Origin of the sequence: Microbacterium aurum, from assembly GCF_016907815.1 — a bacterium.
In the GTDB taxonomy this organism is placed as follows: Bacteria; Actinomycetota; Actinomycetes; order Actinomycetales; family Microbacteriaceae; genus Microbacterium; species Microbacterium aurum.
In genome coordinates this window covers 955,195-975,075 of the sequence record NZ_JAFBCQ010000001.1, presented here as the reverse complement: position 1 = coordinate 975,075, position 19,881 = coordinate 955,195, and the positions used below count along the sequence as shown (strand labels likewise).

The following is a 19,881-nucleotide window of genomic DNA, read 5'->3' as shown; positions in this document are numbered from 1 at the left end:
CTTAGCTTCGAGGCGTGAGTGAAGAAGGCGCGTGTGAGGCGGCGCGCAGCACGCAAGCCGGCCGCGTCGCGAACGACGCCTGTGCCTGCCGAGACGTCGGACGACGGGCACAACGGCCAGCTGATTCGTTCCTCCGACAGGCCCCGCGACCGGCTACCGGTGCGGGGCCTGTGGCGTTCCCCCGCGTTGCGGGGTTGCACTCCGCTCCGTGCGCGTCAAGGGCGGCGTGCGCGACAATATAGGGCTGGCGGTTCAGCTACGGCATCGGCCATCTGATGAGCGTCGCCGCTTCCGAAAGAACGAGATAGCCTGTGTCGATCCGTCAAGAAAGGACGATGTGAGCGCTCGTACGACTTCTCGAACACCTATTGCGCGGCATGGCATCCTGCGCTCGCCGAGCCCTGCGCTGCAGGTCCTCAGTGTTTTGGGCGCGATCGTCATGGTGGCCGTCATCAGCGTCGGCGCCGTGGGAGCGTTCTACGTGTGGACTGTCGCACTTACGGTTGAGGCCGCCGGGGTCTCGATCGGTGACGATGGCGAGGTTCTGCCCCCGTCACTTGGTGAGATCGAGGGCGGAGTGAATCTGCTCGTCGTCGGCACGGACTCATGCGAGGGCGCCAACACAGCCTTGTCAGGCGCGTGCCAGGCGGGCGACACCGCCGGTGAGCGCAACGACGTGACAATGCTTGTCCACATCAGCGACGCACCTCGTCGCGTCACGGTCGTCTCATTCCCCCGCGACATGATCGTGCCTATCCCCGCATGCATCGGCGAAGACGGGACGCAGTATTCGGCGATGAGCGCGCAGATGTTGAACGTCTCGTACATGTACGGGGGTCTCCGCTGCACCAAGATGACGATCGAGGCACTCACGGGTATCGAGATCCAGTTCGCTGCCGCGACGCGTTGGACGGGCGTCATCAACATGTCGGACGCCATCGGGGGCGTGCAGGTGTGCCTCGCGGACGACATCGACGACGATCACACGGGGCTGCACCTTAAGGCGGGTAATCCGACTCTCCAGGGTGTCGAGGCGCTGCAGTTTCTGCGCATCCGCCATGGCATCGGAGACGGGTCCGACCTCGGACGTATTTCGAACCAGCAGCAGTTCATGAGTTCGATGGTGCGCAAATTGCAGTCGGATGGTGTCCTCAACGACCCAGGCACTCTCTTCAATCTGGCGAACACCGCTGTCGCGCAGGTCAATCAGAAGCAGATCGTGCTGAGCCAGAGTCTCGCAAACCCGCAGCGAATGGTGCAGATAGCGATGGCCGTCCGGAGCGTGCCCTACGAGGACATCGTTTTTGTGCAGTACCCGACGGCTTACGCCGAAGGCGGCCTGCGCGTGTTGCCGGTGACTTCTGCGGCAGACGTGCTGTTCGAGGCGCTGGCGAACAACCAGCCGTTGCAGCTGACTGGCACGACGAGCGACGGCTATGGCACCAAAGTTGTCGGAGAGGCGACACCGCCGGAAGCGGGGGTGACCGCCGCCCCGACGCCAACGGCGCCCGGAACGACCGACCCGACCACGAGTGAGAGCCGGGCACCAACCGATCCGGTAGTGCAGCTGCCGAACTCAATCACCGGACAGACGGCCGCGCAGGTCACCTGCACTGTTGGGCAACGCTGACTGCGCCTAGGCCATCGCGCACGGCACTCCCTTTCATTACAACGACTCTGTTCGCATCCGACGAAAGTCTTGGAATATCCTCCGAAAGGTCGTTGAGTTCCCTATCTGTCCGACGCCATCGTCGTAGGGAGCTGGACCTCTTCGGGCGGCTTTTCAGAGATTGGATTCCTTTGATGACATCCCTTGCGCGCAAAGACCTGGCGGCAACCAACCGAACGAAGACACGCCTCACTTCGGCGATCATCGCAACCATCCTCGCGGTTAGCGGCTCCGTGGTCGCGGCTGCTCCCGCGAGCGCGGCATCCCGCATCGTGGGGCCGTTCCAGTCGATGACGCATTGCCAAGCCGAGCGGCGGCTGTGGATAAGAGAGGGCTATAGCCCTCAGGCGTGCATCAAGGGCCCCAACAACGTGACCTATTACTTCTGGGTCGACTACTGAGACAGACCTCGGGTGCCCGCCAAGACCTGAGGGCACTCGGGTTCACGCAGATGGAGTGCGAGCGCCAGTCCTTCGAGGATCCAACCTCGAAGGACTGGCGCTTTCTCGTCGAGTCATGGTCAAGCCCTCGCTGGAACCATCGCAGTAGGCGCCGCGTGTACCTCGCTCCTGGCTCCGGCACGTTGTCGACGGCCGGCGGCCGCGGCCGGAGCAAGGACGCTAGTCATGTAAGGCCTGCACCGCACGATCGGCGTAGGTCAGGCGGGCACGGCGTAGCGCGTCGGCCGGCGATCCGTCGCTCTAGTCGCGCACCTCGCCCGCCATCGGCAGCGGAGCGTTGGTGCGCGCGTACTCGCGCACTTGGTCGGTGAGCGTTTCCCACGTCGCCAGCTCTCCGGTGGGGCTCGTGGTCAGCTTGACCTCGCACGTCACGCCGCGATCGGTGAAGTAGCGGCGCGCGGCCGCTTGCGGCTCGCCGGCCTCCTCGGAGCGCTCGATGACAGCCTCGTTGATGCTCCGGGCCTCCTGCATCAGCGCGAACACGCGATCGCGGTCCCGCTCGTCGACGGCGAACACGTCGGCCGGCATGGTTGCCTGAATGTCCGCGATCCGTGCGCGTTCCTCGTATCGGCAAGGGTGCTCCACTTTTGCTCTTCTTGCAAGGGTTGGCGCCTTCCGACTTTCTCAGGGATCGACAGCTACAGATCGTCGCTTACTGGCGACGGTCGTTCTGCGGAACTCTGGAGCCCTCAGCGCCATTGATTCTAGCGAGTCGGACGTCGAGCGCGGCGGCCAAGCAAGCGCGGAGCGCGCCCGAAAGCCTCTCAGCCTCACCATCGACCAGGTGACCGGCACCGGCCGCCGTGTGGGACGCCACGGCGCCCGTCCCGGTCACTGCGTGGGTTCCGCACCGGGTCGCGTATGTCGACGCTCTGGCGATTGAGGCCGAGGTGATCGCGTGGACGCAACGCGCCGTGCTCGTAGGCTGGATACTGTCAGGCTTAGCGCACCCGATACACGTTTGGTTGTGGGCTATGCGGTGCAGCGTCGGCAGTGACAGCTTCGAGGGGCGGACCCTCATCCGCTGAGGGTCTCAGCCGAAAGTATGTAGAGGAGGCGAAGGCCATTGAGCCACTATGTGCCCCATGAGACACCATCTGCAAAGTCGCACCCTTGCTCACGTCGCTGCCGCCGCAATCGCGCTAGGCGCTCTCCTATCGACTACAACTCCCGCTGTTGCACTTGCCCTCGACGGTCCTGGAGTCAGGCAAGCCGGACTCGCAGTTCGCGCTGCTCCGCTTACCGGCTCCACTTGTGACTATCTGAGGTCGAGCACGCCTACTCTCGTCTGGATACAAGCAATCGAGCCTCGTGTGTGTTACCAGGTGCAGGCCAAGATGTTCCGCTTTGTGAGCGGCACCACACTGACGTACTTGGGGAGCCTCAGCACGACGTACACCGATTCTTCGGGCCATCTGAACGCAGCCTATTCAATTGTTGAGAGGTCGGCGGGCACTAATAGTGGGAACTACCTCCGCGCACGGGCTAACGCACCCTCGCTGATGACGGACTGGACCTGGTATGGGTACACCGTTAGCCGCTCGTCGGAAACTGCGCAGACGTTGATCCCCGCGGCAGCAACTCCGAGCGAAGAGGAGTACGCGAGGGCGCGCTCACAAGCTGTTAGCCCCGCACAGCGTAGGGCACTGCAAGATTCTGAGGTTTCGTTGCAAGAGTACGCGGCCGCTTACGACGCATACGCTGCATGCCTGACCAGCGCTGGCTGGGCCTCTTCCCCTATTGAGATGTCCGATGGCGTCTTGGGCATGGAGATCCGCGGCCGCGCGGAGGGCAACAAGTTCGAGAACGTGAACAACGCGTGCCGCGCCGAGACAGTTGACTATCTCGAAACGCTGTACCTAGCTGTCGCAGATATTGACCGGGCTGCCCAATGATGGTGCTAGCGGGATTCCTTCACCCTAGAGCGGGTGTGAATGACGATCAGACCGCCGGCCAGAACAGCAGCCCCGATAAAACACGCCCACACGATCGCGGGTAATTCGGTTCCGAGGGAGGGCACCGCCCAATTTTCCACCTCGGGGCGCAAGGAGAACTGCCACTCGTTCCAAGCAGTGAAGACCCACCGCAGGGCGAAATAGGCACCCAATCCCACAAGGGTGGCGGCGACGGCGAGTAGCGCCGTGGCCGCCACCCTTTGCCGTTTGGTCATTCAGCCATGCTACCGGTAGGTAGCGACGAGACCCAGCGCTCCCGGTCAGCCAGGCGCCAGTAGGCCCCCTCGCACTCCATCATTGTCGCGGCGTTATCCACTGCCCCGCGCCACGGGTGAAGCCGGCCGGTGCTCCCTCGGAACACTCGGGGGTATGCCTCGTACTGTGTCCCTCGCTCTGTCCGCGACCACCGACGCACACGATGCGCCGATCCCCGGCTCGGTCGCTCACGTCGACGTCGAGCTGATCGATCACGTCGAAGGCGTCGTCATTTACAGCCGATGGCGCGCGATGGTCGAGGATTGCGTGCCGACCTGCCACGCCACCATCCACGCCACGATCACCGGCACGGTACAGGTCATCATCGTCGGGCAGTTCGAAGCCGTCGACGAGGCGGTCGCGGACATCGACGGGTTCGCGCAGCGACTAATGGGCGTGTCCCTGCTCGATGCCGGCGAGCCGCACTTCAACGATCCTGTCGAGCCGTAAACCCGTCCCGCTCCCCCCCAGCGACATCGTAACCAAGGCAGCTCACGCACACCGCGTCCGCGCAGCTCGTCGACCCGGCCGGCCTTCCGGATCTCGACGACCTCGAACCGGATGCCAGCGAGCCGCAGGGCCGTGCACGTTTTCGCACACATTCCAGCAACCCTCTCCCCCGTACACCGTCACATGAACGCTCATCGCTCGGCACCCTCTCCGCAGTTGTCGGCCAGTCAGCCGATGCCTCGCCATCGGCTGACACTTGCCGCCCTGGGGCTCTCGGAGCGGTGCGCAACCACCGGAGGAATCCCCGTTATAGTGAAGAGCTGCGGGAAGCTGCGCGCGTAGCAGGAGCCACGATGCTGCGCGTCGCGTACGCCGATCGACTGGCCGCGGATCGGCTCACCGGCCGCGATGTCACGACAGCTCACGAGGCACGGCGCAGCTGGCTGATCATCGACGATGTGTTCCGGCCGCGCTTTCTGATCGCGTATGTCGCGGCGATCCACGCGCACACTCACGGGACTCACCTGATGTACCGGATACAGCGGTGGCGCTAGACCGAGATGATCGTCAAACGCTCGCGTGGTGCGAGACCGAGCGCGACGCCATCTGCTTCTGCGCGACACAGCTCGAGACGCCGGACTTCCACGCGCCCATGCGGGAGTCCGACGGCGGGGTGGTCGGCGTGGAGGTGCAACGCCGGCGGTGGGAGAGCGGGCTTGATCCTCGCACCGGTGATCCGCGGTGACACTACCGGGAGATGCCAGCGCCCGGGCGCTCCCGATGCCGGGCCACCGACGGCGATTCTTCAGCCGCCCGGGACTTTCCCGCGGCCGCGATCTTCGCGGCGAACGCCTCGGACACAAATGCGTATTTCGCTGCGAGACGATCTCGCTCGGCACTGTTCTCCACGGTCACGCCGGGACGCCCGTGACCGTGAGCGGCGCCGCTCGCGATGCGGGCGTCCATTTCGAGCAGTTCCGCGCGCGCGTGCTTCAGCCACGAATGCGCACGCCTGATAAGTTGCGCGCCGTGCGGCGGCGTTTCCTCGCGGGTGGGGCGCCGCGACGGGTCACCATTCTCGGGGTTCACGCGTGCCGCACGGGAGAGTTCCGCTCGCGCGGCATGGACGGAGTCGCCCACACTAACTTCCGGAATACCGCGGAGCATGCTGTCTGCGATCTGCTCGCGTGCCACCGCGCCGCGGCGGGCGATGACGATCGCCTCATTCCGTGTGCGCCCGCGGGTCATGCCGACGTAGAGGCCTGCGGCGTCGACGCCGGGGCCGACGATCGACTCGTCGGTGGTCTCCCCCTGGATGCCGTGCACTGTCGACGCGTAGGCGAGGTGGACGTGGTCCGCGGCGTACTCGAGGGAGACGTGACGGATGTCGGTGGTGTCGCTGATGCTGGCCAGTTCGAGGTGGTCGGCGCTGATGTGGCGGACCGCCCAGAGGGCGCGGTTCTCGACGCCCGTGTCCCTGTCGTTGCGGCGGGTCTGGACGACATCGCCCTCCAGGATCCGCTGTTCTGCCTGTCCGATCGCGATGCGCGCGAGTGAGAGTTCGCCGGCATCGACTCGTCGTTGTTGGATGGCTTCATTGATCGCGTCGGCTTCTTCGTTGGTGCCGGTGACGAGAGCCACCCGGCGGTGCGTCGCCGTCCGGGCGAGGTACGCGTCGACCATCGCGTCTCGTACTGCGGTCTTGTCCGCGACCGATCGGATGAGCCCTCGGCTGTCGAGTTCCGCTGCGACAGCGAGCGCAGCTTCTCGGGAGTGGGGGTTGCGCATGCGGAGGGTCAGCTGGGCGTAGCCGGGGTCGTCGAAGCGGTGGACGGCGGCGAGTTCGACGATGGCAGTGGCGCGGCGGGTGAGCGAAGCCATCGCGCCGGAGTGTCCGACGGGTCGGGCCTGGAAGTGGTCACCGACCATCGCGATCCCCGCCCCTGTGTCCTGGGCGAGCACGGCGAGGGCGTGTGCGGTGCGCAGATCGACCATGCCCGCTTCATCCACCACAATCCGATCCCCCGCCGCCACCGGGAACCGTCGCGGACCAGGGTAGAGGCGGCCGGTGGCAGGGTCGGGTTGCCCTGGCTGCAGGCGAAACCACTGTTCCGCGCCGGCTGCGTCGCGCGCCCACCGCCATCCGTGATCGGAGAGGAGGGCGTGCAGGCTCGATGCGGCGGCGCCGATCTCACGGCCCGCGACAGAGGCAGCCTTGTTCGTTGGCGCGACCACCAGCATCCGGCGTCCCTGTGCGTTCAGGACCCGGCGCGCGACGCGCAGCATCGTCGTCTTCCCCGCCCCCGCCGGCCCGGTCACCGACACGAGCCGGTCGGTCCCCGCGATCGCGCCGGCCGCGGCGAGCTGGCGATCGTCGAGGGCGACGTGATCTTCGAGCACCTCGGTCGCCGCCGCGGCAACCTCTGCCGCACCGGCGGCGATGCCGGGGGTCGCGAGCCGGTCGAACTCGGCGCCCAGAGCCACCTTCAGCGCCGCCGTGGCCGACGCCATGAACCCCTTCACATGCGCGGGACGTTCGCCTTCGCCGGGCAAGAGATCATCGGTGAGGGCGAGCGCTCGTCGGGTGACCTCGTCGATCGTCGACTGCAGGTCCCTCCGGTCCGCGACGACACCCGCCGTCGCGATCGCCCGGGTCGCGCCGGCACGGACGTCGAACATGCTGAACCGGCCACTCGAGCTGGCCGACCGTTCGTCCGCCTCGACGATCGCGCGAGCAGCCAGAAGGTCCAGGTTCAGCTCCTCGAGCGGCAGCGGCGGTAGGTCGACGGGAGGGCGGGCCGCCGCGAGGTGCGGGTCAATGTGCGTGAGCTCGTCGGCGATCATAACCTCCCAGTCGTGCTCGTCGACCTCTCCGGGCTTGTTCGGACGCGCCCGCGCCCAGGCCAGTCGGTCGATTCGCCGCAGCTCATCCGGGCCGGGTTCCGCGCCCGAGTTCTGCCGCCGCCACGCGGCGAGCAGGACGGCACGGTTCGCTTCGATCTGATTCGACCGACGCGACAACGGCCGGACAGCCTGGGCGAGCTGCTCGATCTCGCCATCCCCGCCGACGGTGAACCCATGGCGGGCGAGCGCTGCGATCCATTGCGGATCGGTGCGCGCCGCGAGCTCACCTTCGGCGTTGACTCCCGTGTGCATCTTCATCGCCACACGGGAGTCGATGTTCGACCACTTCCCGTCCACACCCTGGACCTTGACGTTCAGCCACAGGTGACGGTGGATGTGCGGGTCCAGCGCCCGGGAACGGCGGTGCCGGAGTTCGACCACCTCGATGCGGAGCAGGTCCTCGCGGATCCGCCCGCCGGCGCCGCGGCGTGCATTCAGCTCCCTCTGCCACATCAAGATGATGCGATCGCGCAGCCGGTCCTGCAGCGCCTCGAACTCCGCCGCGAGCTCCTGGCTGAGGAGTGCGGCGATGCTGTACGACTTTGGCGCGTTGATCGTTCCATCGAGGATGAGGTCCGCGTCCGGCGACATCAGGTCGCGGCCGCGACGCTCCCCCGTCGACGGGTCACAGCCGTCCACCCACCTGCGCAGAGACGGTTCATCGAGCCGGTCGACCGAGATCTCGGCATCCTCAACCGTGTACCTCAGGACGCCATCTGCGCCGGCGACGCCGTACGCGGCGAGTGTGTCGATGCCGGTCGGAGCGCGGACGTGCGAATCGCAGGAGCCCTGGAACGCGTAAGCCATCGCCTGCCGCACACCCTGCGAGCCGACGCCCCGCTTCCAACGCTCCAGACCTCCGCGCATGGGGCTAGGGTACGCCTGATATGTCGAAGTCAGCACGACTTACACAGAAAGTGCCTGCGTGCATTGCATCCTTTTCGGCTGGCGTCGGCTCGCTGGTCGCGTCCGTGCATGTTCTCGCGCATCGCGCTCATTTGAGGGACGCCAGCTGAGATTCGCTGCGAGCGGGGCTTACGCGCCGAAGTGGATCATGGATGGTCGGCGTGTGCGCAGACTCAACCCTCGCCCTCAGATCGACCGGCATTCGCGCGATGAAGGACCGTCGTACGCGCGGCCGCTGAGCAGGATGGGCGTGCTCTCAACCTTCCCGCGCACTTGAGAGGTTCCGGAAGCGCCGGCGCGATGCTTTGGTGCTCCGCCTGAATCGATGGTCGGTCGTCGGAGCACACGTATAGAGTGCCGACCGTGACCACCACCGATCAGCTCATTGATGAACTGCGCGCCGAGGGATTCGAGGGATTCGTCCCTTTCGTGGACCTACCGAAAGCCCAGGTTCCGAAGGCGGGCGGCGTGTACATCGTCGTTCGGCCGAGCCCCGAACGTTCGCCTGAGTTCCGGCAGGTCAGCCCGGCTGGCTGGTTTCAGCAGCGCGATCCTTCCGTCGCACTTGAGAAGCTCCAGACGGCCTGGGTTGACGGCGCATTCGTCGTCTACATCGGCGTCGCTACGCAAGGAGCGAATGGCCGACGGGGCATTGCGAAGCGCTTGGACGAGTTCCGCCGACACGGCGCTGGCGAGCCCATCGGACATTGGGGCGGTCGTTACGTCTGGTGCCTGAATGACAGCGCTGATCTTCTCGTCGCGTGGCGGGTGGAGTCAGTGGACCCGGGTGCGGTCGAGGCCGACCTCACCCGAAAGTTCACCGCCCACTACGGCAAGTTGCCCTTCGCAAACCTCAAGCAGGAACGTCGCCACAACCAGCCGCACTCCTCGTCGTAGATGAAGCATTCGAGGAGCTCGCTCGTCGAGGTCTTCGACTCCATCGAGTAGGCCAGCCAATGCACATAGGGACCGGTATTCGGGCGTGCGGCTTTCGGGAGCACCTGCTCCTGCGGGCCTCTCAGGGGTCGCCCGATTACTGTTTCCAAACCGGCGCGGCGAGTTCCCAGAAACCCGGTCGCTAAAACGCCCTTGCGCGGCCCCGCCCACCCCTTCGGGCGTGACGTAGGGGTCGATGCAAAGCAGAACTACGAGCGTCCGGCCGGAGTGCACGCCGTCGCGGTCGACGTCGCCATGGGTATCGCAGGTTCCTTTGTTCTTACGCGAGCCGAGCCCCCATGTCGTCGACGTTCGCAGTCATGCGCGACTAATACCAGTGAGAGGAAGAAGCACTCCGCATCTGCACTCTCGCCCGTGCCCGCTGAACCGGCCGAAGCGGGCCGAACCGCGCGCGGATCGAGTCATAGACGTCGGTGCGGCCAGAATCGTCAACGACCGAGATGAGCAGCGCGAACGGGATCTTGGTTGGGGAGTTGTCCAGCGCCCCGCTGCGGCGCGCGACGTAAGACAGCTCTAGTCGCGGTAGTTCGAACTCACCGGCCTTCAGGGTCACTCGGAAGTGGCGAACTGTCTCCCACTTCCCACTATCGCGGAGTTGAGCCTCGGAAGCACCTGTCTTCGCCGCACCGAGCGTCTTGGCTACCGGCTCCTGGCTAGGTGTCCACCCCTGAGCGAGGAGGGACCGAGCCGCGGTGCTGCCGATGTCGAGAATCTGCTTCTTGTCAGTTCGACCCTTTGGCGGGGTGAATGTGTGAATGCGGTGATGTGGCCGGAGTACGAGCTCGAGTGACGCGCTTGTGTACTCGGTCGGTTGGGTCGGGTCCACGGGCGACGCGTACGCGAGCGTCAGGTGTATTTGCACGTCGCTCGAGGTCGGGGCGGGGACGGGAACCTGATATCCGAGAAGATCGCCTCGTTCGATCTCGTCGACGTAAAGCACGTGTGCCTCGTTCGGTGCGCATTCCAGGAGGTCAGCGAAGGTGACGGGTTGGCGTCCATATCCGACTTCGTCCCGGAGCTTGACGTGATTCCTTGGCCGCTCGGCGAAGTGCGCAGCGAAAGCGCGGAGAACACTGCTGTTCACTCGCGGAAGCCGTGTGACGAGGTCAGCGAGAGCATGAGTGGTGACAGGTGCCGCGAAGCTCGTGCCCGACGCCTCGAGGAAGCTGCCGTCCGCCCGAAGGACGTTGAACATCCGGTTGTCGCTGCCGCCAAACTGCACTCCGAGCGGCTGGACCCGCGCACCGTGGCGTCCCGGTCCCATTGATGAGTACGTTGCTCGCGCCCATGGCTTCTCAGGAGCAGGAGCGTCACACGCCCCAACGGCCATACCGTTGGCCATGTCAGCTGGCACCTGTACACGATGGAGTCCGGTGATCTGGTCTTGGTGCCCGTCGTTGCCGGCCGCGACGACGAAGAGCACGTCCTTCTCCCAGGCCAGTTGGTCAAGTTCGCTCGTCCAACGGTTCGGCTCCATGTCGTCTTCGACGGCGAGCGTCGGGCCGAGGCTGAGATTGACGAGGCGGTGCCCCTTCGTCTCGACTGCGTCCTTGATCTGGTCAAGTACCCAGTAGCCCTCGAGGTCGCCGGGAATCTGGGGAGCCGGAAGCACTCGATAGCTCTCGACGGGGAGGGGCGGTGCCGATGCTTGTTCGCCGGGTCCGACCAGCCCATAGAGGACGGCGCCTGTAACGCCCGTGCCGTGATCGAGCTCACCCTGATCCGGCGCTTCGGTGGTGAGGTCGTGCGTAGGGATCGAGAATAGGGAGCCCGCCCTGCGTGCAGTGTCCACCCCGCCATCAAAAACCGCGACGGACACTGTCGAGAGGAACGGTCGAGTCGAAGTCGGCGCACTGAGCCGCTGCACGCTGCGGGTACCGAACCGCGGGCGTGGCCGGATGGCCGGCATGGGACGTAGAACACGCAAGGGGTTGAAACGCGAGAGCGACGATGCCCTAACGTTGTCGACACTCACAGGCGTGAACGTTAGGCCGCCGACACGGCGCACGTAGTCACGATGGACCTCCCCGCCTTCGCTTTGAATCAGGTCGAACCAACGCTCGAGCGTTTCCTCGTCAAGTGGAATCGGTTCACCCAAGGTCGAAGATCGTGGGTGGAGAACCGCCTCCCAGACCTTTCGCTCCGCCGATGCGGGCTCTGGCTCTTCGCTTGACGACGCTCTCAGGATGTCGGACTGACGAGGGAGCCCGATCTCGCTCAGTTCTCGAATCTGGGTAAAGGCCTGGTTCTCTGTCCTGTTCCGGCCGCCTTCGGTGATGAGGCGTCGCAACTCGCGCAAGCCGTCGTCAGAGACGGTGAAGATCAGTCGTCGAGTTTGAGCTTCAACACTCTTCGACTTCGTTACGTATAGCCCAGTGTCAGCGCGAGATCCCACAGGCGACGCTCCGACGTGTGCGAGGAGCTCCGTCGGGAAGTAGGACGCTGCCAAGTAGTTCGGGAGCAGCTTTGCTTCGACGTACACACGATCACTTGCACGGAGTGATCGTGGAAGCGTCTCGACTGCCTGCGCTGTAGCGACCACCTGCGGGCCGAGAACGTCGCGGGCTTGTTCCACGGTCTGCGGCTCATATTTGTCTCCACCGCCTGCGCGCGGTGCCTGGATATCGAGGCGCAGCGCTTCTCCGTTTACGAGGAGTGGTCGAGATGCTGCATCATTGCTTCGCACTTCCGCCACGCTGGACTCCTTCGGCTCGCTTGATACCAGCGGCGACGGTCGGATGGCTTACGCCCACAAGCGTTGCGATCTGCCTGTTCGACATCGCCAGCTTGTCGTGCATGATCAAGAAAAGCCTGTCACGTTGTGGGCCTGCATCTTCGATACGACGCGCGAGTTGACTTACCAGCTCGTCAGTCACAACGGACGCGTTGAGAATCGAGCGTCTGTGCGCGAGCGCCCATGCTCGCGTCAGGTCAGAACTGCTCATGCCGGCGGTCAATTCGGTCGCGAGCGCTAGGGCGTCCGGGTCGGCATTATCGAATCCAGCGGACAGATGATTCAGGATGGTGCGCCGTTCCTCATCGCCGGGAAGCGACAACGCGAGAGACCGATCGAAGCGGCGTTCAGCTGCGGTATCGAGCAGTTGCGGGTGATTGGTCGCGGCGATCAGCAGGCTCGCATCTGGCCACCGGTCGAGCTCAACGAGGATGACATTGACGATGCGCTTGAGCTCGCCGATATCGGTGTCGTCGTCACGTCGCTTCGCGATGGCATCGAACTCGTCGAGCAGGAGCACGCACGGTCCGCTCTTCGCATAGTCGAGAACTGCCTTGATGTTGCGCCCCGAACTCCCCAGATAGCTCGAGACCACCGACGAGAGGTCGAGCGAAAGCAACGGGAGTTCGAGCGCTTGCGCCAGCCACCGCGCAGTCATGGTCTTGCCGACGCCGGGAGGGCCGCTCAAGAGAACGGTGCGTGTGAGGCTGGCTCCTGCGCGGCGCAGCTCGTCCGCGCGGCGACGCTCCGCGAGGACTTCCTGAAGCTCACTCATGACGTCGTCATCGAGGACCAGCCCGGCACCGTCCGGGATAAGCTCGATGTCCACGAGCGGCTGCGCGCTATCAGCCTCAGTGGGAATCGCACCGGGAACGTATCGCAGCTCGGTTGAGTCGGAACCGGCCGCGATCGCCTGATGTACAGCGTCGCGGAATGCTTCAGCGTCGCTAACTCCCGTCGGTACGGAGCGAATGAGTCGCGAGGCCAGCTGCCGCACACCAGCGCCATGACCGCGGGTGCCCACACGAACCAGATCCACGATAGCGCGCTCAAGTCCCTCTGAGGCGTGGTAACTCTTCTTTGTCGCTGCCGCCATGCTTACCACCTTACCGGGGCACTCCTTGAATGCGAGCCGAGGTCGTTCGGTAAGACTCTGCCACGCACCCCCGACACTTACCGGCCGGCCGGGCATTTGGTCGAGCCCGAGCCAGAGTGGCGGTCCTCGCTTGGGATGCGTCTCCCTGACCTAACGGAGGCGAGACGATCCGCTCGGTCGCGCTAGGCGCAGGCCAACGCGGGACTACCCGCCCGCGACGCCCCACCATAGGGCACTGCCCGGATACGAATCGGTCGCGCAAGCGCCGCCCGCCATGCGGCGCTCCTCGCTACGAACGGGATCGTGGGCAGACGAGCGCTACCACTGCGAGTTTCGGATGCGGCTCGCGAGATCTTGCACTGACTCGAGCGCTTCGATCGCCCGCTGCGAGTCCCCTCCGAACAGCCCTCCTAACAACGGAGTCCATCCGCTCCCCTGCGTTCGCGCCTCCTCGAGCATCCTCGCTTCTGGCGCTTGACCGCGGTGCTTGTGTCGCCAGGTGTACCGCCCGTGTCCGCCGTGAGGCCCGTAGTAGTTATCTGACTGCGCGCGGGCGTCCGTGGCGATCGCATCGAGCAACACTTCCGCGCGATCGAAGGCATCAGAGTAGTCGGCGTCGCTGGCGAACTGTGGCTGAAAGAGCGGCGCGAGCACTGTGTGAAGATGATCGGAGATCGGTGTATGGCGCCGGCCGCCCTGCTTCGTGATCAGCGCATTCGCGTCGTCATCGGTTGGGGATTTGCCCTCGTCTTCCAGACACAAGACTGTGCCAAGCGATCGCCATTGATCGATCCCGACGATGCTTTGACTACCCGACGTCAGAATGAAGGGCACCCGACGCCCCCCGGTTAACGTGACGCGCACGTCCGCTGTCGCCGCTCGCATCATCGAATAGTTGGCCTTGGACATTGCCCCGAGCGCGGCAACGAAGGTAGCGACCAGCGCGGGATACTGATGGAGAGATGTCAGGAGGTCGGCACCGGTCTCTTGCGTCGACTCTTGCGCAAGCATTGCGAGAGTCTGCGTGAACTCCTGCTCGTGAGCCGGCGTGCCGTACATCGAAATCAGTTTGAGGGGCACCAGCGTCGGGGCAACCGTGTCCTCGTATCGCCGCACTCGTTGGACCCATTCGTGCGCGAACGCGGCATCCAGTTTGGTGCCGTGCGGCACCCCGAGCGGGAACACGTCGCGGTCACTTAGCGATTGCCGAATCGGCCCTCGAAGAGTCGAAAGGTACTCGTCGTAGTCCATGATCAACTGCGGATTCCGCAAGAGGAATCGAAGCCGCTCGACAACATCACTCTCCGCGAGAGCGGCATTGTTGGCAACAGCCGAGACGGATGCCGGCGGAATTCCCGGCGTCGATCCCATAGCGCGCTGAATAGCGACCACCAGTCGACTTATCTGCGCCGTCTTCTGAGTTCCGAACAGATCTGCGCGATGAATCGAGTGGCCCAGAGTGCGCCCGGCCCCGAGATCGATCTCGGGTATCTCGCACTCGTCCAGCCGGGCAGTCATGAGCCATGACGCCCCGGGCGGGCGCAACCGGTACTCCTCGGCCGCGAGAGTTAACTCTTCGTACTGGTACGACTTCTCCCGCTTCGCAAGGTTGGAAGAGAAGCACGCCAGGAATACGAACGAACCGCTTCGGATCGCGTCGCGAATCTCGCGCTGCCAATCGTCACCCGGCCAAAGCTTGTCCTTGTCTCGCCAGACGATGAAGTCTGCGGCTTCGAGAGCGCCTTGGAGCTCGTCGATCTGGTCGGAATCTTCGGTGATGTACGAGATGAATACGTGGTCCCCGGGCACGTCGCCCAGATTATCTGGTTAGACCGGGCGATCCGTGATGCCTGCAATCTTCGCCGAGCGCGATAGACGAAGCGGCGGCTGCGGTGGCGGGCGGTGCCCGCTGAGGGATCCCCTACGAACGCTGACGTCCCACTAACTCGCGCCGCCCGTGTACGGATGCCAGCGCGACAAAGAGCTGGCCCTGCCCGCCGCGCATGTCTGAACGGTGGTGTTAACTCGTCAATCTGCGAGGAAGGACATCACATTGGATTGGCTCACACCATGGGGAGTCGCAGTAATCGCGGCCCTCGCATCCGTCGTCGGCGTCTACTTTTCGCAATGGCGCCCACTGAACCTGCGCCGCGCTAAATGGCTTTCGGATCAGATCGGCGCCATGCGCGAGGACTCGACGGAGAAGGAATTCGCTCAAGATCTCCACGACGACTACGTGATCCACTGGGCCATGCGTCAGACCGGCCCAGGTGCGGGGCTGTACTTCGCCATCACGGCCTACCTTTGGGGTGCAGCCGCCGTCTTCGGACTCACAGCACTCGTGAACCTCGCGATAGCGACTTTCGCCGATCCGAACGCCCTCGCGGCTGCAGGTGCGTGGGGCATTGCGATGATCGGTGCGATCTTGATCTCGGCCATTCCGCACACGCTTGAGGAAAACTGGCAGAAGCGGCGCGTCGAGGCCGTGAGGAAGTCGCGTCACCTGCGGCGACCGCTGAGTGAGTGGCGAAAGGACCTGCCGAGTTGAGCCCACCGACGGCGGGGCATGCTGGGAGGAGTTGGCCGCGCGTCGACGACGCCCCGCAGTCTCGAGACTGAACAACGTCCCTCGAGCAACGCTGCTGATGATTAGCGCAGTGGCAACAAGCTACGCGCGGCGTCGTGTCGCAGTCTCACCCCGCCGAAGCCGCGCGCTCCGCCTCGCTGCGGGTCTTCTCGTATAGTCCCATCGCCACGAGCACGCTCACCACTGACGGGAAGTCGCTCTTCTGCAAGAGCGCACGGATGGCGGCGCTGTGTCCGGCGTCCGACGCGTAGAGGACGTCTTCGAGCTCAGCGACGATGGTCGGGGAGGACTCGAAGTCGATGGGGGTGTTGGCCATCGCCTCGGCTTGGATTTTCGGGTTGTCGACGACGTGGCGGAGGATTGTCTCGGCCGCGCTGACGGCGTTGAGTTCGTCGACGTCGGTGCCGGCGAAGAGGCTGTTGATCTTGTCGATCACGTCCTGCAGCAGGCCGTACTTCGCTTCGCGCGGCTGCGCGGAGCCGGCGGCGGTGATTCCCGCCAACTCTCCGGATTCACCCGACGTCAGCCCCAGCGAGAGGGCCTCGAGCTTCCGCAGCCGGTAGTGGGTGAGGACGATGTCGTCGGTGTTGATCGCGGCGGCGTCGGCCTCATCGCGTTCGATGACGCGCCGGTAGACGCGCAGGAAGATTGCCCACTTCTCGATGTCGGTGTCGCCGTAGTCCATGATCTGCGACAGGAAGTCGTACGACCGGACGAACGCGAACACCGTCCCCCGGAACTCTTCGAGCCTGCCCTTCTCGAGCTCGTCGCCCGTCGCAGCCGCGGTGTTCCAGCGGTCCCAGAAGATGTCGCGGGATGCCTTGATGTGCGAGTACAGCGCGTTGTGGCTGGACTTGTGCAGCCAGGCATCCACGACCGCGTTCAGATCGTGCGTGTCGATGATGTTCATCGCGCGGAGTTTGCCGAGCATGTCGTGGATGATGTTCGGGTCGCTGGGCTCCGTCAGTTCGGCGTCTTCGTAGTACACCTGGAACGCCGCGAGGATCTCGGCCGGGTCGTTGACGAAGTCGACGATGTACGTGTTCTCCTTGCCGGGGATTACACGGTTCAGCCGTGACAGGGTCTGCACGGCGGTGATGCCCGACAGCTTCTTGTCGACGTACATCCCGACCAGCAGGGGCTGGTCGAACCCGGTCTGGAACTTGTTCGCGACGATCATCACTTGGAACTCGTCGCCGCCGAACGCCGCGTCCAGGCTGCGTCCCTTGAGCCCCGGGTTCAGCGACGTTTCGGTGAACTCCTCCGGCCCCGACTGCGGGTCGGTGACCGTGCCCGAGAACGCGACCAGCGCGCCGAGCTGCCCGTCGAGCTTGTGCTCCTTCAGGTACGCGTCGATGGCGAGCTTGTACCGCACCGCCTCCTTGCGTGACCCGGTGACGACCATCGCCTTCGCCCGGCCACCGAGCTCGCTGCGCACGTTGGCGCGGAAGTGCTCGACGATGACGGCGACCTTCTGGGCGATGTTCGTCGGGTGCAGCCGCACCCACCTCATCACCTCGCTGCCGGCCTTCGCCGTGTCGATCTCGACATCCAGCCCCGTGGCGGTGTCGGTGTGAGCAAGGGTGAACGCGAGGTCGTAGGGCAGGTAGTTCTTCAGCACGTCGAGGATGAACCCCTCTTCGATCGCCTGCTTCATCGAGTACAGGTCGAACGCCTGCTTCGTGCCGGCATCGTCCTCCCGGCCGAACAGCTCGACCGTCTTGCCCTTCGGCGTCGCCGTGAACGCGAGGAACGAGATCGTCCCGACGCCGACCTTCCGCGCCATGACATCCGCGAGCACGTCTTCGACGTCGACGGCCCCCACGTCGTCCGCCTCCGACTCGGGTGTCGCGCCGGCGGTGAGGACCTGTTTGAGGGATGCCGCGGCCTCGCCGGTCTGGGACGAGTGCGCCTCGTCGGCGATCACCGCGTAGCGGCGGCCGGCGAGCCCGGCATCCCTCTCGATGGTCTCCAGCGCGTGCGGGAAGGTCTGCAGCGTCACCCCGATGATCTGCTTGCCGGCCAGCAGCGCCTCGGCAAGCTGCGCCGACTTGGATGCGTCCCCGCCCCGGGTGATTGCCTGGAACACCCCGGACGTCGTCTCCAGCTGCTCGACGGCACGCTGCAGCTGCCCGTCGAGGACCTGCCGGTCGGACACGACGATGACGCCGTCGAACACCTTTGACCCGTCCGCATGATGCAGCTGCGCCATCCGGTGCGCCGCCCACGCGATCGAGTCGGTCTTGCCCGAGCCCGCGGAGTGCTGGATCAGGTAGTTGTGGCCCACGCCCTCACCGAGGACGGTGCGCTCGAGCTTCGTGACCGCGCGCCACTGGTGGTAGCGGGGGAAGCGGAGCGCCCGGTCGTAGGTCTTCTTGCCGTCGATCGGGTCGGTCTTCTCGGTGAACCGGTAGTGCAGGAACCGTCCGACGAGGTCGAGCCAGGTGCCACGCTCGAGGATCTGCTCCCAGAAGTACGCCGTCGGGCTCGACCCCGCGACTGCGGCGTTGCCGGCGCCGTTGTTCTTGCCGCGGTTGAACGGCAGGAAGCGGGTGTTCGGCCCGTCGAGCTTTGTCGTCATGTGCACTTCTTCGTTCGTGACGACGAAGTGCACGAGCGCGCCGCGCCCGAACGTGAGCAGCGGCTCCCCCTCGGGCCTCCGGTCCTGCGCATACTGCTTGAGGCCCGCGGTCAGGTTCTGCGTGAGGTCGGTCTTCAGCTCGATCGTCGCCACCGGGATGCCGTTGACGAACAGCACCAGGTCGATCCGGTTCGCGTGCCGTGACGAGTACACGACCTGGCGCATCACCCGCAGCCGGTTCGCGGCGAAACGCTCCGTGGTCTTCGCATTCAGCGACGTCGCCGGCCGCGCCTGGAACAGCGTGAACTTCGCGTTCAGCACCCCCACCGGCGCCTTCAGCACGTTCAGCGTGCCGCCCCCGTTCATCGGGTCGGTCGACGCCGACGCGACGATCCGGTCGAGGATCTGTCTGCGACCCTGATCGCGGGATGCCTCGGACGCATCCGGCTTCACGAGCTTCTCCAACTGCTCCGGCTGCGTCGCCTCGAGCCACGCGAACACGTCCCCGGGGAACAGCGCCCGTCCACGGTCGTAGCCGGTGTCGTCGGGCGAGTACTCCCACCCGTGCGCGGCGAGATACCCGCACAGCTCGACCTCGAACGCATCCTCGTGCTGAATCGCCACGACGCTCACTCTCTCAAGACCCGGAGGGGACGGCTGGCTTCGACTCTAGCCAGTCCACCGACTGTGAACTACAGTTGACACATGGTCGAGGTCGTCAAGAGCGCGGTCTTCGACCAGTGGATACGAAAACTCAAAGACCGGCACGCGCGAGCCCGCGTGCTCGTCAGGATCGACCGGCTCGCCGCAGGCAACCCCGGCGACGTGAAACCGGTCGGCGACGGCATCTCCGAACTGAGAATCGACTACGGCCCCGGCTACCGGGTCTACTACCTCCAGGAAGGCTCGCGGCTCATCCTCCTGCTCTGCGGAGGCGACAAGTCCACCCAGCAGTCCGACATCACCCAGGCACACCGAATCGCAGAGGAGTGGAAGAACCATGACCGAGACGTCTGACCGCTTCAGCCGTTACGACACGGCCGACTACCTCACCGACCCTGCCGACGCCGCCGCGTACCTCGAGGCCGCGCTCGAAGACAGCAGCGACCCGACCGACGTCGCGCGTGCACTAGGCACCATCGCCCGATCCGGCAACCTCAGCGAGCTCGCCCGCCGCACCGGCATGAGCCGCGAAGGCCTCTACAAAGCGCTCTCCGCCGACGGCAACCCCAGCTTCGCCACCATCGTGAAGGTCGCCGACGCCCTCGGCCTCAAGCTTCACTTCGAATCCGTCGCCTGACGCGATCTCACGCCCCGGGTCGTTCA

At 65.1% G+C, this 19,881-nt stretch carries 16 protein-coding genes; 9 read left to right on the top strand and 7 right to left on the bottom strand.

Annotation, left to right across the window (positions count from 1 at the left end; translation table 11 throughout):
- Positions 1-208 precede the first annotated feature (208 nt).
- Positions 209-1,630, top strand: coding sequence for an LCP family protein (locus JOD60_RS04815; protein ID WP_307823845.1), 1,422 nt, complete (start codon positions 209-211; stop codon positions 1,628-1,630).
- Between the two features lie 173 nt (positions 1,631-1,803).
- Positions 1,804-2,070 carry a hypothetical protein gene (locus JOD60_RS04810; RefSeq protein WP_076689047.1) on the top strand — a complete coding sequence of 89 codons (267 nt, stop codon included), beginning with the start codon at positions 1,804-1,806 and terminating at the stop codon, positions 2,068-2,070.
- A 300-nt stretch (positions 2,071-2,370) separates the two neighbouring features.
- Here JOD60_RS04810 and JOD60_RS04805 read toward each other — a convergent pair whose 3' ends face one another.
- Positions 2,371-2,646, bottom strand: a complete 276-nt coding sequence (locus JOD60_RS04805) for a hypothetical protein (RefSeq protein WP_157127844.1) — start codon at positions 2,644-2,646, stop codon at positions 2,371-2,373.
- Between the two features lie 1,229 nt (positions 2,647-3,875).
- Here JOD60_RS04805 and JOD60_RS04800 point away from each other — a divergent pair.
- Entirely contained in the window at positions 3,876-4,025 is a 150-nt protein-coding gene (locus JOD60_RS04800) for a hypothetical protein (RefSeq protein ID WP_157127843.1), read from the top strand.
- 5 nt (positions 4,026-4,030) lie between these two features.
- Here JOD60_RS04800 and JOD60_RS04795 read toward each other — a convergent pair whose 3' ends face one another.
- Positions 4,031-4,300, bottom strand: a complete 270-nt coding sequence (locus JOD60_RS04795) for a hypothetical protein (RefSeq protein ID WP_076689039.1) — start codon at positions 4,298-4,300, stop codon at positions 4,031-4,033.
- A 154-nt stretch (positions 4,301-4,454) separates the two neighbouring features.
- On the opposite strand from JOD60_RS04795, the gene JOD60_RS04790 reads away from it, so the two are divergent.
- Both JOD60_RS04790 and JOD60_RS04785 read left to right on the top strand, forming a co-directional pair.
- On the top strand, positions 4,455-4,790 hold the full coding sequence (locus JOD60_RS04790) for a hypothetical protein (RefSeq protein WP_157127842.1): 336 nt from the start codon (positions 4,455-4,457) through the stop codon (positions 4,788-4,790).
- Between the two features lie 353 nt (positions 4,791-5,143).
- Positions 5,144-5,344 (top strand): hypothetical protein, encoded by a 201-nt coding sequence (locus JOD60_RS04785; protein WP_076689035.1) that lies wholly within the window; start codon positions 5,144-5,146, stop codon positions 5,342-5,344.
- A gap of 193 nt (positions 5,345-5,537) precedes the next feature.
- Here the strand turns inward: JOD60_RS04785 and JOD60_RS04780 are convergent, their stop codons facing one another.
- On the bottom strand, positions 5,538-8,561 hold the full coding sequence (locus JOD60_RS04780) for an AAA family ATPase (protein ID WP_076689031.1): 3,024 nt from the start codon (positions 8,559-8,561) through the stop codon (positions 5,538-5,540).
- 402 nt (positions 8,562-8,963) lie between these two features.
- Here JOD60_RS04780 and JOD60_RS04775 point away from each other — a divergent pair, with 402 nt between their 5' ends.
- Positions 8,964-9,497, top strand: coding sequence for a hypothetical protein (locus JOD60_RS04775; RefSeq protein ID WP_232321693.1), 534 nt, complete (start codon positions 8,964-8,966; stop codon positions 9,495-9,497).
- 367 nt (positions 9,498-9,864) lie between these two features.
- Here the strand turns inward: JOD60_RS04775 and JOD60_RS04770 are convergent, their stop codons facing one another.
- The 3 genes from JOD60_RS04770 to JOD60_RS04760 all read right to left on the bottom strand — a co-directional run bounded on the left by JOD60_RS04770 (position 9,865) and on the right by JOD60_RS04760 (position 15,196).
- The gene (locus tag JOD60_RS04770) at positions 9,865-12,252 is read right to left on the bottom strand and encodes a S8 family peptidase (protein ID WP_157127841.1); all 2,388 of its coding nucleotides are present in this window, start codon (positions 12,250-12,252) and stop codon (positions 9,865-9,867) included.
- On the bottom strand, positions 12,230-13,387 hold the full coding sequence (locus tag JOD60_RS04765; RefSeq protein ID WP_198159118.1) for an AAA family ATPase: 1,158 nt from the start codon (positions 13,385-13,387) through the stop codon (positions 12,230-12,232). Before JOD60_RS04765 ends, JOD60_RS04770 begins: the two co-directional genes overlap by 23 nt.
- 318 nt (positions 13,388-13,705) lie before the next feature.
- A complete protein-coding gene (locus tag JOD60_RS04760; protein ID WP_076689025.1) occupies positions 13,706-15,196 on the bottom strand; it encodes a toll/interleukin-1 receptor domain-containing protein in 1,491 nt (496 codons plus the stop codon).
- 244 nt (positions 15,197-15,440) lie between these two features.
- On the opposite strand from JOD60_RS04760, the gene JOD60_RS04755 reads away from it, so the two are divergent.
- Positions 15,441-15,935 (top strand): hypothetical protein, encoded by a 495-nt coding sequence (locus JOD60_RS04755; protein WP_157127840.1) that lies wholly within the window; start codon positions 15,441-15,443, stop codon positions 15,933-15,935.
- A gap of 145 nt (positions 15,936-16,080) precedes the next feature.
- Here the strand turns inward: JOD60_RS04755 and JOD60_RS04750 are convergent, their stop codons facing one another.
- Positions 16,081-19,179 (bottom strand): type I restriction endonuclease subunit R, encoded by a 3,099-nt coding sequence (locus tag JOD60_RS04750; RefSeq protein ID WP_076689021.1) that lies wholly within the window; start codon positions 19,177-19,179, stop codon positions 16,081-16,083.
- An 81-nt stretch (positions 19,180-19,260) separates the two neighbouring features.
- On the opposite strand from JOD60_RS04750, the gene JOD60_RS04745 reads away from it, so the two are divergent.
- Both JOD60_RS04745 and JOD60_RS04740 read left to right on the top strand, forming a co-directional pair.
- Positions 19,261-19,572: a type II toxin-antitoxin system RelE/ParE family toxin gene (locus tag JOD60_RS04745; RefSeq protein WP_076689019.1), complete on the top strand. Its 312-nt coding sequence runs from the start codon at positions 19,261-19,263 to the stop codon at positions 19,570-19,572.
- Positions 19,556-19,855, top strand: a complete 300-nt coding sequence (locus JOD60_RS04740; RefSeq protein WP_076689017.1) for an addiction module antidote protein — start codon at positions 19,556-19,558, stop codon at positions 19,853-19,855. Before JOD60_RS04745 ends, JOD60_RS04740 begins: the two co-directional genes overlap by 17 nt.
- Positions 19,856-19,881 lie beyond the last annotated feature (26 nt).

Bases quoted from the DNA above. Each gene is read 5' to 3' on its own strand.
- JOD60_RS04810 (WP_076689047.1), top strand. From the start codon at position 1,804: ATGACATCCCTTGCGCGCAAAGACCTGGCGGCAACCAACCGAACGAAG.
- JOD60_RS04785 (WP_076689035.1), top strand. From the start codon at position 5,144: ATGCTGCGCGTCGCGTACGCCGATCGACTGGCCGCGGATCGGCTCACC.
- JOD60_RS04790 (WP_157127842.1), top strand. From the start codon at position 4,455: ATGCCTCGTACTGTGTCCCTCGCTCTGTCCGCGACCACCGACGCACAC.
- JOD60_RS04780 (WP_076689031.1), bottom strand. From the start codon at position 8,561: ATGCGCGGAGGTCTGGAGCGTTGGAAGCGGGGCGTCGGCTCGCAGGGT.
- JOD60_RS04745 (WP_076689019.1), top strand. From the start codon at position 19,261: ATGGTCGAGGTCGTCAAGAGCGCGGTCTTCGACCAGTGGATACGAAAA.
- JOD60_RS04740 (WP_076689017.1), top strand. From the start codon at position 19,556: ATGACCGAGACGTCTGACCGCTTCAGCCGTTACGACACGGCCGACTAC.
- JOD60_RS04800 (WP_157127843.1), top strand. From the start codon at position 3,876: ATGTCCGATGGCGTCTTGGGCATGGAGATCCGCGGCCGCGCGGAGGGC.
- JOD60_RS04795 (WP_076689039.1), bottom strand. From the start codon at position 4,300: ATGACCAAACGGCAAAGGGTGGCGGCCACGGCGCTACTCGCCGTCGCC.
- JOD60_RS04765 (WP_198159118.1), bottom strand. From the start codon at position 13,387: ATGGCGGCAGCGACAAAGAAGAGTTACCACGCCTCAGAGGGACTTGAG.